This is a genomic window from Kitasatospora sp. NPDC092039 (assembly GCF_044756065.1).
In the GTDB taxonomy this organism is placed as follows: domain Bacteria; phylum Actinomycetota; class Actinomycetes; order Streptomycetales; family Streptomycetaceae; genus Kitasatospora.
Genome location: NZ_JBIVSD010000001.1, coordinates 214,031 through 228,587, shown reverse-complemented (window position 1 = coordinate 228,587; position 14,557 = coordinate 214,031). Strand labels below are relative to the sequence as shown.

Here is a 14,557-nt window from a genome sequence, read left to right as displayed (position 1 = left end):
GCCGTCCGACCAGGCATGATCGGGGCATGGTCGAACGAGTCATTGCAGCGTGTGACGGAGCAGCCAAGGGCAACCCCGGTCCGGCGGGCTGGGCGTACGTGGTGGCGGACGCCGCCGGGGCGCCCCAGCGCTGGCAGGCCGGTGCGCTCGGGCACAGCACCAACAACGTGGGCGAGTTGACGGCGCTGCGGCAGCTGCTGGCCTCGACGGACCCGGCGGTCCCGCTGGAGGTGCGGCTGGACAGCACCTACACCCGCGACTCGGTGACCAAGTGGCTCAAGGGCTGGAAGCGCAACGGCTGGAAGACGGCGGCCGGCAAGCCGGTCGCCAACCAGGAGCTGATCCAGGCGATCGACGCCCTGCTGGAGGGCCGGGACGTCACCTTCGTGTACGTGCCGGCCCACCAGGTGGACGGCGACCCGCTGAACGCCATCGCGGACAAGGCCGCCAGCGACGCCGCCCGCACCCAGCAGGACGCCTCCGGCACCGCCGCCGACCTGCCGGTGCCCGACCCGGCCGCCGCCACGAAGGCCCCCAAGGCGCGCGCCGCCCGTCCCGCCGCGGCCACCGGTGCCACCGGCACGGGCGGCGCCGCCAAGCGGAGCGGCGGCTCGCGCACCCTGAACGCCCGCTTCCCCGGCACCTGCCCGTGCAGCCGCCCGTACGCCAAGGGCGACAAGATCACCAAGGTCGGCGGCTCCTGGGGCCACCCGGAGTGCGCCGCCGCCCACGCCTGACGGCCGGACCGGGCGCACCGGCGCCGCCGGGTGAGGCCGGGTGCCCACCCGGCGGCGGATGACGGCGGTCATCGGGAATCGCGCGACCAGGGACGGGCCGGTCGTCGCACGGCGGGGCGAGCGGCGGCATCAGGCCCGCTGATGCGCGGTGAAGCGGACCGCGTTGGACGTGATCGAGGCCGGGGCTACAGGATGGCCGCATGACCGTTTCCTCCGCCATCGTCTCCTTCGCCGTCGTGGCCGGCATGCTCACCGTCATGCCGGGACTGGACACCGCCCTGGTGCTGCGTTCCGCCATCACCCTCGGCAGGCGCCGGGCCTTCGCGACCGCGCTGGGGATCCTCTGCGGCGTACTGGTGTGGGGCGTGGCCGCGGCGGTCGGTGCCACCGCGGTGCTCACGACCTCCCGACTGCTGTACGACGTGCTGCGCCTGGCCGGTGCCGGGTACCTGGCGTGGCTGGGGATCGGCATGGTCCTCCGGACGCTCAAGCAGCGCGGCCGGTCCGGGCCGGGGGACGCGGCGGGCGGATCGGGTGACACCACCGCGGAGGCGACCTGGGCACGGTCCTGGGCGCGCGGACTGGGCACCAGCCTGCTGAACCCGAAGAACGGCGTCTTCTACATGGCGATGCTGCCCCAGTTCATCCCCGACGGCGCCCCGCACCTGCTGATGGGGGTCGTGCTGGCGGCCGTGCACGACCTGGAGGGGCTGGTCTGGTTCAGCGCGCTGATCTTCGGCACCCACCTGGTCCGCCGGTGGCTGAACCGCGGCTCGGTGCAGCGGGCCATCGACGCCGTCACCGGCACGGTACTCGTCGGCTTCGGCATCAAGCTGGCGCTCGGGAACGACTGACCGACGACTGACCACGGAGGCCGGCCGGCGCGGACGGCGGCGCGGGCCGGGAACGCGCGACCGGCCGACCGCGTCGCGCGCGGTCGGCCGGTCACGGGTGCGGGTCAGGCCCGGGGCGGGGTGTCCTCCTGGGCGATCTCCTTGATGTCCTCGTAGGTGAGGCCGGCCCGGTTGAAGGCGCGCGCCTCGGTCTCGGTGACGCCGAGGCCGGCGAGCTCCTTGATCTGGGCGTCGGTCAGCGGCGGGGCGATCGGGAGGCCGGTGCCCGTGTCCTCGGGGTCGAACCCGCCCCCGGGGCCCGCGGTGGCCAGGCCGAGCACCGCGTCCGTCAGCTGCTCGTCGGTCACCTTGACGGCGTCGCCCGGCGCCTGGACGTTCGGGGCCGCCTGGTTGAAGGCCAGCTTCACCGGGAAGTTGACGCCCGGCTCGACCTTGTCGGCCAGCTGGGCCAGGTCGAAGGTGGCCGAGGAGAAGGCGCCGTTCTTCAGGTAGAGGTCGAGGCCGATCCGGCGGTCCGGCACGTCGCTCGGGGCCTGGTCCGGGAAGCCGCCCAGCTGCTTCGGGAACTTGGTGGACAGCGGCTTGACGGCCTTGTACATCTCGTCCACCAGCTGGCGGGCCGGGGCGCTGACCCAGAGGTGCTCGGTGCCGTCCTTCTTGCCCTTGTCCTCGTACGTGACGGTGCGGCCGAGCACGTCCTTGACCGAGTTGAGCAGCTGGTTGCCGAGCTCCGGGTCGACGCCCGGGGCGGCCTTCTTCCCGTCGGACTCCTTCGCCTTGTCCGCGAGCGACTGGAGGTCGAAGGAGACCCACTTGCCGGCCAGCACGTCCCCGACCGGCTTCAGCTTCTCGGGCAGCTCCGCGCGCATCTCGTCCACCACGGACGGGTCCTCGCCGACCAGCTTCACCAGGCCCTTGGCGTCGGCGTGCAGGTAGCCGGTGCCGTCGACCTGGCGGTACTCCAGCAGCGCGGTCCCGTTGCGGTCGGCGAGCAGGTAGGAGACGCGCACCGACTTGTCGAGCGTCAGGTCGGTGTTCCGGCCCGCCTTGCCGGCGTTCTTGAAGGCCTCCACGTCCTTGAGCGGCTTGTCGGCGGAGACCGCGACCGAGACGGAGAGGCCGGAGATCGCCTTGGCGGCCTTCTCGTCCATCTCGCGGCCGTTGCCGCGGGCCGAGCCGACCAGGCCGTTGCCGTGCCTGCCCTTGCCGCTCCGGGCGAACGCGGCCACCTGCTCGGGGGTGGCGTCGATGGAGAGGGTGAAGCCGGCCGACTTGCCGTTGCCGACCTTGTCGAAGGCCTTGGACACCTTCTGGGCGGCGGACAGCTGCTCGACGGTGCCGCAGGCGGCGAGACCGGTGGCGAGTACGGAGGCGGTGACGGCGACGGGCATCGCCCCACGGGCGGCCTTGCGGATGGCGGTGTTGATGGTGCGACTCCTGTTGATGGGGCCCGCTCGGTGAAGCGGGCCGTTCCCTCCCCTGCGACGCGCAACGCCACAGTGCCTGCACATGTGATCACATTATCGGCAAGGGGTCACTCGCTTATTTGGCCGGGTCTTTAACCACATCGGCCAAAACCACGGCCAAAAGTCCGGAACCTCCCCTCGGCCAAGAGCACCCGGACCACCGGGGACGGGTCACGGGTATCGCGGGTCGCCGCCCTCGCCCGCGGACCGGCGGCCCGCTCTGCCGAGGGCTAAGTCCGGCCCGGACGGGGCCAGGCGGTCACTACAGTCCGATCCCATGACGACGGTTACCACGCGCACGGTCGAGTACCCGGCCGACGGACTGACGATGATCGGGCACCTTGCTCTCCCCGCCGGCACCGGCCGCGGTCCCGCGGTCCTGATCGGACCCGAGGGGCCCGGCCTGAGCGACGTCCTGCGCCAGAGGGCCGACGCGCTCGCCGAACTGGGCTACGTGGCACTGGCCTTCGACCTCCACGGCGGACACTGGTTCACCGACCCGCAGGAGATGCTGGCGCGGGTGATGCCGCTGCTCGACGACCCCGACCGGATGCGGGGCATCGGCCGGGCGGCGCTCGACGTGCTGCTCGCCGAGCCGCGGACCGACCCCGGGCGGATCGCCGCCATCGGCTACGGCACCGGGGGCGCGATCGCGGTCGAACTCGGGCGCGCCGGCGTCGACCTGCGGGCGATCGGGACGGTCAACGGCCTGACCACGGGCCGACCGGGCGAGGCGGCGCGGATCCGGTGCCCCGTGTGGGCCGGGGTCGGTTCCGAGGACCCGATCATGCCGGCCGAGCGGCGGAACGCCTTCGCCGCCGAGATGCAGGCGGCGGGCGTCGACTGGCGCCTCGTCGTCTACGGCGGGGCCCAGCACGCCTTCCACCACCCGACGGCCGGTCACGCGGTGCTCCCCGGCGTCGGCCACCACCCGCGGCAGGCCGAGCGGGCCTGGCACGACATCGTCGGCCTGCTCGCCGAGTGCCTGCCCGTGGACCCGCCCGCGGCGGTCTGAGCCAGCCCGTTCGGAGGCGGACCGGGCGGCCCCGTACGGCCCCGGAGCGGTCCGGAGCCGTACGGGGATCCCGGGGCTGCATGGCGCCGACGCTCTCGGAGCCGTTCGGCCCGTCGGACAACGCCCGGCCGCCGCCCACGGGTTCGTTCATGGGGATCTCGAGTCGCGCGTCCTCGGATGTTCCGGGCCGAGCCGGGTCGACCCGTGTGGGCAGTGCGGCCGTCCTGTGCGCGGGAGTTGGCGAGATCGTGCCCATTCCGAGGCAGCCTGGTTGACCGTGGCCGCGACCGGGCGGTTGGCTCGGCCGGAGCGACGGGGAATCCAAGGGGAGGGGAGCCCATGAGGACGACGACGGTACGGGTGGTCTGCGCGCTGGCGGCCGCGCTGCTGGCGGCCACCGGAGCACCGGCCGCGCAGGCCGCGCCCGCGTCCGCCTCCACACCCGCGCCCGCGGCGGGCGACGGAGACCCGGTACTGGTGAACGTGGGCCCCGACGGCGCGCCCGCCGACGACTGGTCCGAGCCGCTCGGGCTGAGCGCCGACGGCCGCTACGCCCTGTTCACCTCGCTGGCCTCGAACCTGGTGGCCGGCGACACCAACCGCCTCTACGACGTCTTCGTCCGCGACCTGTGGACGCGGCGGACCGAGCGGGTGAGCGTCGCCGACGACGGCTCCCAACTCGACGGCTCCAGCAGCCAGGCGGCGATCAGCGCCGACGGCCGCTACGTCGCCTTCAGCAGCGACGCCGCCGGCGCCGTCCCCGGGAACGCCGGCGGCCGCACCGACGTCTACGTCCGCGACCGCCGCACCGGCCGCACCGAGCTGATCACCGCCGGAAGCGGCGCCGGAAACTCCGTCAGCCCGGCGATCAGCGCCGACGGCCGCCACGTCGCCTACTCCTCGGACCGCGCCGACCTCGCCCCCGGGGCCGGGGCGGGCACCTCCAACGTCTACCTGACGGACCGCCGGGCCGGTACCACCCGCCTGGTCACCGCCGGGCGGGGCGGCGCCCCCGCCGACGGCGGCTCGGTCGAGCCCTCGCTCAGCGCCGACGGCCGGACCGTCGCGTTCCGGTCGAAGGCGACCAACCTGCTGCCGCCCGCGCCGACGGCCCTGAAGCCGCCGCCCACCCGGCAGCTGTTCCCGCTCTACGTGTACGACGCCCGCACCGGGCGGATCGAGGGCGCGAGCACCGACGGCAGTGGTGCCCTGCGCGACGCGGCAGGCCAGGGGCGGCTGAGCCCCGACGGCCGGTACGCGCTGTTCCGGGTGTTCCAGCCGGACCAGGGCGCCACCCGCGTCGCGCTCCACGCCCGCGACCTGCGCACCGGGACGGTCACCGAGGTGGCGCCCGCCGGCACCCGGCCGGCCGCGGTGACGGCGGACGACCGCTGGGTCTACTTCGCCTCGGACGACGCCGCTCTGGTGCCCGACGACACCAACGGCGCCGCGGACCTCTTCCGGCGGGACCTGCGGACCGGCCGGACCGAGCGGGTCGCCGAGGCCGTCGGCCCGGCGTCCACCGCGCCCGCCGTGGACGCGTTCGGCACCACCGTGCTGTACGGCGCCCTGGACGGCACCCGCGCCGACGTCCTGGTGCGCCGCCTGCCGCCCCGCTGACCGGCCGCGGCGCCCGGCTCCCGCGGGGTGCGGGCGCCGCGACCGGGGCGCGGCCGGTCGGCCGGTGACCGGCCGTCAGGCCCGCGCGGCGACGGAGTTACCGACGAGTTCACCGAATGCTCGCCCGATGTCTTGCGGACGGTGTCGAGAGCCAAGTTGGATACACAACATCCCTCGACCCGACGGGTCCACGACAACGCCCCCCACGGAGGCCCGATGTCCCTGTCGTCCGTCCGCCGCGCCCTGGCCGCCGGCGCCGCCGCCACCGTCCTCGCCGTGCTCGGCGCCGCCCCGGCCTCGGCCGGGAGCGCCCCGGCGACCGCGCCCCCGCTCGACGTGCTGACCTACAACACGTTCCTGATGAGCACCTCGCTCTACCCCAACTGGGGCCAGCAGTACCGCGCGCAGGCCATCGCCTCGGCGGACTTCTTCCAGGGCCACGACGTGGTCGTGCTGGAGGAGGCCTTCGACAACGCGGCCTCCGACGCGCTGATCACCAAGGCCTCGGCCGGGTACCCGTACCACACGCCGGTGGTCGGCCGCTCGACCGGCGGCTGGGACGCCACCTCCGGCAGCTTCAGCTCCACCACACCCGAGGACGGCGGCGTCACCCTCCTCAGCAAGTGGCCGATCCTGCGCAAGGAGCAGTACGTCTTCAAGGACGCCTGCGGCTCGGACTGGTTCTCCAACAAGGGCTTCGCGTACGCGGTGCTGGACGTGGACGGCCGCCGCACCCACGTGGTCGGCACCCACCTGCAGTCCACCGACTCGGGCTGCGCGAGCGGCCAGGCGGCGGACATCCGGGCCAAGCAGCTCACCGCGATGCGCTCCTTCCTGGACGCCAAGCGGATCCCGGCCGACGAGCCGGTCCTGGTCGCGGGCGACCTCAACATCGACTCGCACGGCTCCGAGTACCAGGCGCTGCTGACCAACGGCAACCTCGCCCCGGCCTCCGAGCGCACCGGCTGGCCGTACTCCTTCGACACCGTCGACAACTCCGTCGCCGCCTACCGCTACCCGGGCGAGCCCAGGGAGGACCTGGACTACGTCCTCTACCGGGCCGACCACGCCCGCCCGCAGCAGTACACCAACCAGGTGGTCCGGACGCACAGCGCGCCCTGGACGGTGAGCAGTTGGGGCAAGAGCTACACCTACACCGACCTGTCCGACCACTACCCGCTGGCCGCGCGCTGACGGCCCGGATCCTCCGGGGGTGTGGGATGCGTCACCCGTGACGCCCCGCAGGCGGTTCGGCCCCTTACGATCCTGAACGCCGAGGTCGGGCGCCGTCGCACCACGGCGGCGCCCCGCCCGGCAGCCAGCGATCCGGCCCGAGGAGAAGCGCACGTGACCACCCCCACCGCCGCGCCCGACAGCTACTACCAGCGCACCGGCGAGAACACCTACAAGCCCACCGCGCAGGCGCAGGGCGCCTGGCACCCCGACGAGCAGCACTTCAGCCCGCTCGGCGGGCTGATCGTGCACGCCATCGACCGCTACCGGGCCGACCGCCACCGGGCCGACCAGCGGTCCGACCGTCCCGCCGACGGGCTGGCGCTGGCCCGGATCAGCTACGACATACTCGGCCTGATCGCCCTCGACGAGTTCGAGATCACCGTGGAGACCGTCCGCCCCGGACGCACCATCGAGCTGGTCGAGGCGACCGTGGCGGTCGGCGGGCGCGCCGTGGTCCGGGCCCGCGCCTGGTTCCTCGCCCAGCTGGACACCGCCGCCGTCGCCGGCACCCACGACGAGCCGCTGCCCGCGCCCGAGGAGTTCGAGCCCTGGGCGATGGACGGGGTGTGGGGCGGCGGGTACATCTCCTCGGTCGACGTCCGCCACCGGGCGACGGCCCCCGGCCGCGCCGCCGCCTGGATCTCCACCCCGGTCGAGCTGGTCGCGGGGGAGCCCAGCGGCCCGCACGCCTCCTTCGTCATGCTGGTGGACACCGCCAACGGCATCGCCGTACGGCAGGATCCCACCGAGTGGATGTTCCCCAACACCGACCTGACGATCCACTTCCACCGCCGCCCCGAGGGCCGCTGGACCGGCCTGGACACCAGCGTCAGCTTCGGCCCGGCCGGACACGGCGTCACCAGCACCGTGCTGCACGACGTCCACGGACCGGTGGGCCGGGCCGAGCAGATCCTCACCGTCCGCCCGCTTAACGGGAGCTGACGGAGCCGGGGCGGCGCCGGGGCGGCGCGGAGGCAGGCCTCGCGCCGCCCGAGGCCTCAGGGGCCTCGGGCGCCTCAGCCGGTCAGCGAGTCCATGAAGGAGCTCACCGAGAAGACCGCCTGCCCCGGCCCGGCCGGCCCGTAGCCGGGCGGGGAGGAGAGGCCGAACTCCTCCAGGGTCGCCCGGTAGGTCCGCAGCAGCCGGATGTGGTACTCCAGCGGCGCGCCCTGCGGGTTGGCCTTGCCGAGCGGGGTGGTCGGCTCGGGGCACCAGGTGGTGAAGCGCGGCACCACGCCGTGGGACATGAAGAAGCGCAGGCCCTCCTCGGTGGACGCGATCGCCTCGTCGACCGTGGTGAAGCCGAAGGGCTCGGCCATCTCCACGCCCGCGACGAAGTTGGGGATCACGTTCTCCGGGCCGAACACCTCGGTGGAGTCGAGGATCCGGCGGTGCCACTCGTCCCGGCCGACGTAGCGCTCCTTGCCCGGGCAGTACAGCTCGAACAGCCGCTTGTCCCACACCTCGAAGTTGGGATGGTAGATCCGCACCCCGTAGTCGTGGAAGCGCTGGACGTCCTCGCGCGGCAGCGCCTGGGCCACCACCTTGCCGATCCAGCGCCCGGGGAAGCGCTCCTCGATGGCCTTGGCGTACTGCCCGTAGAAGTCGGCCTCGTCCCGGCCGCCGACGTGCGAGGTGATCGCCCCGCCGGTGAGGGTGTACGCCTGGGAGGCGCGGGCGGTGTCGTGCTCGTCGATCAGCGCGAGCGCCTCCAGCACCTCCTCGACCGGCTTGACCCCGGTGTACGGGCGGCCGGCGGCCTTGTGCTGGCGCCAGTTGTGGTTGATGTCGCAGTACTGGCACTCCTCCTTGGCGCCGAAGTACTGGCAGACCCGGAACACCGTGAGGTAGATCAGGTAGCCCCACTGGATGGTCGGGGCGACCTCCATCACCGACTTCCCGTTGGCCAGCGTGTGCCGGTAGTAGTCCGGCATCGGCGGCAGCCCGACGTCGGCGATCCGGGCGCCGTCCAGGTAGAGGCCGAGCGTGCCGTCCTCGCCGGCGTCGACCCGGTACGGCGAGTCCGGGTTCACCCGCACCGACACCACCGTGCGGCGCAGCCCGTACGGCCCGCCGGTCAGCACGACCTCCTCCGGCGGCCGGTTGAGCGCGGCGGCGCCCAGTTCGGGCAGGGTGCGGTGGTCGAAGGAGAAGATGAAGTACGACTTCGGCTTGACCTCGCCGCCCCCGTCGGCACCGGCGCTGCCGCTGAGCGCGGACTCGTCGAAGGCCATGCCGCCGCGCAGCAGGTCCTCCTTGATCACCGCCTCGCGGGGCACGTCGGGATAGCGCTCCATGAGCTCCTCGACGAGTGCGGTGCGGCTGCGGGCCTGGCTCTCCATGCGCTGGTCTTCCTTCCTGGCACCGTCCTCACGGCGCCCAGCCCATTCTGGTCCCCCTTACGCGGCCGCTCGCGCACCGGTGTCCGCCGGAGACGGTCACCCGGTCGGATCGGGGGTCCGCCACGCCGCCATCTGCTGTCGGAACTTCGGACAGTCGACGATGTCCTCCTCGCCGCACCTGAGGGCGTGGACCAGGAGCTGTTCGGCGTGGTCGAGATCGACCACGCGCTGCCGGAGCTCGGTGATCTTGGCGCGGATCATGGCCTCCCGGCGCGGCTGCTCCCGCTGGAACTCGCGGATCTCGGCCAGGCTCAGCCCGGCCTGCTGGCACGTGCGCAGCACCGTGATCCGCGCGGCGGCCTCGGGCGGGTAGCGCCGCTGACCGCCCTCGCGCTCGGGCGCGGGGAGCAGTCCGTGGCGCTCCCAGTACCGGATGGCCGACGCGGGCACCCCGGTGATCTCGGCGAGTCGGCCGATCGTCATGCGCACGTTCCGCTTCCCCTGCTCCTCGTCGATCCGGGCGGTTGACTTGAACCTTAGTTCAAGCAGCAGAGTGGTCGGCACCTGGACGGCGGCGAACGGAAGCCGCCGGCAGCACACTTGGGGAGACCGCCATGACCGACAGGAACGTACGGGAAGAGCGCGCCGAGCAGTTGGTGGAGGCCGCGGAGAACCTGTTCGCGGCCGGGGTGATGTCCCACTCCGGGCACGCCAACCTGAGCGCCAGGCTCGACGGCGAGCGCCTCCTGCTGACGCCGGGGTTCGTCCGCGGCCTGAGGCCCGGACAGCTGGCGACCGTGGGATTCGACGGGCGGGTGCTCGACGGCGAGCTGCGGTCCGTCAGCGCCGAGATCATCGCCATGCACACGGCCGTGTACGAGGCCCGGCCCCACGTGGGCGCGGTCATCCACACCCACTCGCCCGCCGCGACCGCCTTCGCCGTGGCCCACCGGCCGCTGCCCTGCCGCACGGAGCCGATGCTGCGCTTCGGACAGGCCGAGGAGGTCCCCGTGGTCCCCTGGGGGCCCCGCGGGTCGGACGTGTCGGTGCGCGGCATCGCGGACGTGCTGCGCCGGCGGCCGACGACGGCGGCCGTCCTCCTGGCCAACCACGGCCTCCTGGTGTTCGGCCCGGACTCCGCGGCCGCCGCCCACCTCGTGGTGGCGATCGAGGAGAGCGCCGAGGCCGAGATCGCCGCCGCGGCGATCGGCGGGGCCGTGGACTTCCCCCCGGGTGCCCGGGAGGCCGTGCGCGCCTCGATCGCGCGGGTCGCGTCATGACGGACGACACCCTGGACGCGCGTACGGAGGCCGTCCGCGACCGCTACCGCTCCACCCTCGGGACCGTCCCCGGCGGGGTGCGGGAACGGCTGCGCCTGGCCCGGGAGTTCGATCGGCTGCCGACCGAGGAGGCGATCGCGGAACTGCGCCACATCGTGCTGACCGACAGCCCGCTGGGAGCGCGGGTGCAGCAGCTCGTCCACTTCGGCCAGCTGCTGGCCCTCGGCCGGGAACACCCCGCCCGGATCCACGCCCGGGGAGCGCTCCACGCCGGAGCCGGTGTCGCCGATCTCATCGGTGTCGCCGAGACCGCGCTCATCACCGCGGGCGTGCCGGCGTACGCACTCGGCACCGAGATCGTCGCCGAACTCCTGGCCCGGGAGGACGCCGACGCCAGAGAGGACGCCGACGCCCGGGAGGACGCCGACGAGGAGTGAGGCCGGACGGTCATCCGCCGGACCGGCCCCGGCGTCCGTCCAGCAGCGCGGCCGCGGCGGCCAGCAGGTCCTCGTTGTGGCCGAGGACGTCGCGCCTGGTCAGCCGGTGCAGCGGGTCGGCCGCGACGCCGAAGTGCGCGGGACGGACGGACCGCGTACGCCCACGCGTTGAGGCAGACGTACGACCGGGTCAGGCCCAGCTTGGCGAGGAACCCCTGCACCCGCTGCCCGGCGTTGCCGACCAGGCTGCGCCCGGCGATCCGCTCGGTCGGCCCGGGGTCGGAGGCGACGACCAGGACCCGCGCCGACCCGTCGACCCGGCCCCGGTGGAAGACCGGCCCCCAGTCGGACCAGAACGCCGTTTCGTCGGGCGGATCGGGCACCCGCGCGCACAGCTCCGCGAAGGCGTCCGTCGGCCCCCGGTCGAACTCGGCCATCGGTCACCACCTCACTCACCGGTGGCCACCCGGGCGCCGGCGCTCACGGACCGTGGCGCCACCGTGGGCCGCCGGGACGGTACCGGGGCGGGTCGGCCGTTCCGGTGTCCCTTCCAGCGCACCACACCGCCCCCACCTCCGCAAAAGCGGGCCGGGGCGCCCGGTCCGGCACGGGGAGCCGGCCGGTGCGGCCTCCCGTGCCGGTCGGGGCGGACGCCCGGGCGACGTGCGGACGCGACATCCGGCGGGCGGCCGGCGGTCAGGGGATTCGCGGTCGAACAGCCCCCGCCACGGAGGCAGGAACGCCGTCGACCGGATCGGGACACGGGTGCCGCTCACCGGGTTGACGCGCCGGTTCGGGCGGAGCGGTCCGGCCGGTTCGCGCTCGGAGCGCCAACCAGCGGGACAGGCCGGAGCACGACTGCGGCTTGTCCAAACGCCGTCAGCATGAACGTTCACCCTATCGGGTGAGGAAGATCGTCCGTTGCGATGCGGAACGCGCCTTCGCGCCTACGGTGGGGAACCGAGCGAGACGGGGCCCGCGGCCGGAGTTCCCGTCCGAGACGGGCGAGATGACGACCCGTCATATTGTGCGATCCCTTCAGAGGAGGCTCCATGCCCCTGCGTGCCAGACCGGACACCGCATCCGGGCCCGTCACCGTGCCGGTGGTGGGCCCATGAGCTCCCCGGCGATCGACCGGGTCCTGCGCGGGCCCAGCGGACTGGGCACCTCCGGGCTGCAGTTCCGGCCGCGGGTGCCGGTGCCCGAGGCCCCGGTGCGCGAGGCTCCGGAGCCCGAGGCCGCGGTGTGCGAGGTGTACGAGGTGGTGGCTGTGGAGACCTCGGTGCCCGCCGCCCCGGTGGTCAGGCCCTCGGGGCCGGAGGCCGCGGCGCCCGCGGCCGCGCTGACCGAGACCCCCGGGTTCCGGGCGCCGTCCGTCCCCGGCCTCCCCGTCCCGTCCGCGGTGGCCCGGGCCGCCGTGACCCCGGCCGCCGGGGCGCCCGGGGGCGGCAAGCCCAGGAGCGGCGACCCCGTCCCCGGCCTCTACCACCACCCGGTCGCCGAGCCCGACCCGGTGCGGGTGGAGGCGTTGAGCGCCAAGCTCAAGGTCTGGGCGATGGAGGAGATCGAGCTCTACCCGCCGGAGTGGGAGAAGGACTTCGACGGCTTCTCCACCGGGCGCTACATGGTGGCCTGCCACCCGGACGCGCCGAGCGTCGACCACCTGATGCTCGCGGCCCGCCTGATGGTGGCCGAGAACGCGGTGGACGACTGCTACTGCGAGGACCTCGGCGGTTCGCCGATCGGCCTGGGCAGCCGCCTGCTGCTCGCGCACACCGCGCTCGACCCGCTGCACACCACGCCGGAGTACCAGCCGGCCTGGGAGGCCTCGCTGTCCTCGGACGCGCCCCGGCGCGCCTACCACTCCGCGATGGAGTACTTCACCCGGGCCGCCACGCCGTCCCAGTCGGACCGGTTCCGGCACGACATGGCGCGGCTGCACCTCGGGTACCTGGCCGAGGCCGCCTGGGACCAGGCGGACCACGTCCCGGAGGTGTGGGAGTACCTGGCCATGCGCCAGTTCAACAACTTCCGCCCCTGCCCGACGATCACGGACACCGTCGGAGCCTACGAGCTGCCCGCCGAGCTGCACGCGCTGCCCGCGACGCAGCGGGTGATCGCCCTGGCCTCCAACGCGACCACCATCGTCAACGACCTGTACTCGTACACGAAGGAGCTGGCCAGCCCCGGACTGCACCTGAACCTGCCGGTGGTGATCTCCGAGCGCGAGGGCGTCTCCCGCAAGGAGGGCTACCTGAAGGCGGTCGAGGTCCACAACGAGCTGATGCTGGCCTTCGAGGCCGAGGCGGCGGCCCTGGCCGTGGCCTGCCCGGTGCCGACGCTGGCACGGTTCCTGCGCGGCGTGGCCGCGTGGGTCGACGGCAACCACTACTGGCACCAGACCAATACCTACCGCTACACCCTGCCGGACTTCTGGTGACACCACCCGTCGCCGGTGGCGCCCTCCCCTTGACGACCGACCCCTTGACGACCGACCCCTTGACCATCCGCTAGGAGCTGACCCATGTCCGTGACCGACGACATCACCACCCCCGGCAACGCCATCCCCGGCCCGGCCACCCCGTACCAGGGCGACATCGCACGCTACTGGGACCACGAGGCCCGTCCGGTCAACCTCCGCCTGGGTGACGTCGACGGCCTCTACCACCACCACTACGGCATCGGTGCGATCGACCAGGCCGCGATCGGCGACCCGGCCGACAGCGAGCGCGAGAAGAAGGTGATCGCCGAGCTGCACCGCCTGGAGTCCGCCCAGGCCGAGGTGTTGCTCGACCACCTCGGCGACATCCGTGCCGACCGGACCCTGGTCGACGCGGGCTGTGGCCGCGGCGGCTCGATGGTGATGGCCCACCAGCGCTTCGGCTGCCGGGTCGAGGGCCTGACCCTCTCCACCCAGCAGGCGGAGTTCGGCAACAAGCGCGCCGCCGAGCTGGGCATCGGCGACTTCGTCCGCTCCCGGGTCGCCAACATGCTGGACATGCCGATCGAGACCGGTACGGTCGCGGGTTCCTGGAACAACGAGTCCAGCATGTACGTCGACCTGCACGACCTGTTCGCCGAGCACGCCCGGGTGCTGAGCGTCGGCGGCCGGTACGTGACCATCACCGGCTGCTGGAACCCGCGCTACGGCCAGCCGTCGAAGTGGGTGTCGCAGATCAACGCCCACTTCGAGTGCAACATCCACTCCCGCCGGGAGTACCTGCGGGCGATGGCCGACAACCGCCTGGTGCCGCAGGCCGTCATCGACCTGACCCCGGACACCCTGCCCTACTGGGAGCTGCGGAACACCACCTCGCTGGTGACCGGCATCGAGGAGGCGTTCATCGAGTCGTACAAGGACGGCTCCTTCCAGTACGTGCTGATCGCGGCCGACCGGGTCTGATCCGGCGGCCCGGCCCGGCCCGGCTCGCCCCGGTCCGGTGGTACGGACGAGGGGGGGCCGCCCCCCCCCCCGGGGGGGGCCCCGGGGGGCCGCCCCCGGCCGCCCCGGGGGGGGCCCGCCCGGGGGCGGGGGGGGGGGGGCCAACGCACGGGGCCGCCCCCCCCCCC

General features: G+C 73.7%; 13 protein-coding genes. 10 read left to right on the top strand and 3 right to left on the bottom strand.

The annotated features are described in order from the left end of the window. Positions 1–26: 26 nt before the first annotated feature. Complete coding sequence (locus tag ACIQI7_RS00965) at positions 27–737, top strand: ribonuclease H (protein WP_401103599.1); 711 nt, start codon at positions 27–29, stop codon at positions 735–737. Positions 738–937: 200 nt separating this feature from the next. Then, entirely contained in the window at positions 938–1,591 is a 654-nt protein-coding gene (locus ACIQI7_RS00960; RefSeq protein ID WP_401103597.1) for a LysE family translocator, read from the top strand. Positions 1,592–1,695: 104 nt separating this feature from the next. Here ACIQI7_RS00960 and ACIQI7_RS00955 read toward each other — a convergent pair whose 3' ends face one another. Continuing rightward, positions 1,696–2,982, bottom strand: a complete 1,287-nt coding sequence (locus ACIQI7_RS00955; protein ID WP_401103595.1) for a hypothetical protein — start codon at positions 2,980–2,982, stop codon at positions 1,696–1,698. A 352-nt stretch (positions 2,983–3,334) separates the two neighbouring features. Here ACIQI7_RS00955 and ACIQI7_RS00950 point away from each other — a divergent pair, with 352 nt between their 5' ends. The 4 genes from ACIQI7_RS00950 (at position 3,335) to ACIQI7_RS00935 (ending at position 7,870) form a co-directional block, all read left to right on the top strand. Beyond that, on the top strand, positions 3,335–4,072 hold the full coding sequence (locus ACIQI7_RS00950) for a dienelactone hydrolase family protein (RefSeq protein ID WP_401103593.1): 738 nt from the start codon (positions 3,335–3,337) through the stop codon (positions 4,070–4,072). A gap of 339 nt (positions 4,073–4,411) precedes the next feature. Further along, complete coding sequence (locus ACIQI7_RS00945; RefSeq protein WP_401103591.1) at positions 4,412–5,692, top strand: hypothetical protein; 1,281 nt, start codon at positions 4,412–4,414, stop codon at positions 5,690–5,692. A 216-nt stretch (positions 5,693–5,908) separates the two neighbouring features. Further along, a complete protein-coding gene (gene sph / locus ACIQI7_RS00940) occupies positions 5,909–6,886 on the top strand; it encodes a sphingomyelin phosphodiesterase (RefSeq protein WP_401103589.1) in 978 nt (325 codons plus the stop codon). A gap of 153 nt (positions 6,887–7,039) precedes the next feature. Then, positions 7,040–7,870, top strand: coding sequence for a thioesterase family protein (locus ACIQI7_RS00935; RefSeq protein ID WP_401103587.1), 831 nt, complete (start codon positions 7,040–7,042; stop codon positions 7,868–7,870). Between the two features lie 74 nt (positions 7,871–7,944). Here ACIQI7_RS00935 and ACIQI7_RS00930 read toward each other — a convergent pair whose 3' ends face one another. After that, positions 7,945–9,270, bottom strand: a complete 1,326-nt coding sequence (locus ACIQI7_RS00930) for a radical SAM protein (protein ID WP_401103585.1) — start codon at positions 9,268–9,270, stop codon at positions 7,945–7,947. A 96-nt stretch (positions 9,271–9,366) separates the two neighbouring features. Further along, complete coding sequence (locus ACIQI7_RS00925) at positions 9,367–9,753, bottom strand: MerR family transcriptional regulator (protein WP_401103583.1); 387 nt, start codon at positions 9,751–9,753, stop codon at positions 9,367–9,369. A 131-nt stretch (positions 9,754–9,884) separates the two neighbouring features. On the opposite strand from ACIQI7_RS00925, the gene ACIQI7_RS00920 reads away from it, so the two are divergent. The 4 genes from ACIQI7_RS00920 (at position 9,885) to ACIQI7_RS00905 (ending at position 14,390) form a co-directional block, all read left to right on the top strand. Next, positions 9,885–10,550 carry a class II aldolase/adducin family protein gene (locus tag ACIQI7_RS00920; RefSeq protein WP_401103581.1) on the top strand — a complete coding sequence of 222 codons (666 nt, stop codon included), beginning with the start codon at positions 9,885–9,887 and terminating at the stop codon, positions 10,548–10,550. Next, on the top strand, positions 10,547–10,987 hold the full coding sequence (locus ACIQI7_RS00915; protein ID WP_401103579.1) for a carboxymuconolactone decarboxylase family protein: 441 nt from the start codon (positions 10,547–10,549) through the stop codon (positions 10,985–10,987). The genes ACIQI7_RS00920 and ACIQI7_RS00915 overlap by 4 nt, the downstream gene beginning before the upstream one ends. A gap of 1,192 nt (positions 10,988–12,179) precedes the next feature. Next, complete coding sequence (locus tag ACIQI7_RS00910; RefSeq protein ID WP_401104519.1) at positions 12,180–13,427, top strand: family 2 encapsulin nanocompartment cargo protein terpene cyclase; 1,248 nt, start codon at positions 12,180–12,182, stop codon at positions 13,425–13,427. Positions 13,428–13,511: 84 nt separating this feature from the next. Then, positions 13,512–14,390, top strand: coding sequence for a geranyl diphosphate 2-C-methyltransferase (locus ACIQI7_RS00905; RefSeq protein ID WP_401103577.1), 879 nt, complete (start codon positions 13,512–13,514; stop codon positions 14,388–14,390). Positions 14,391–14,557: the final 167 nt, after the last annotated feature.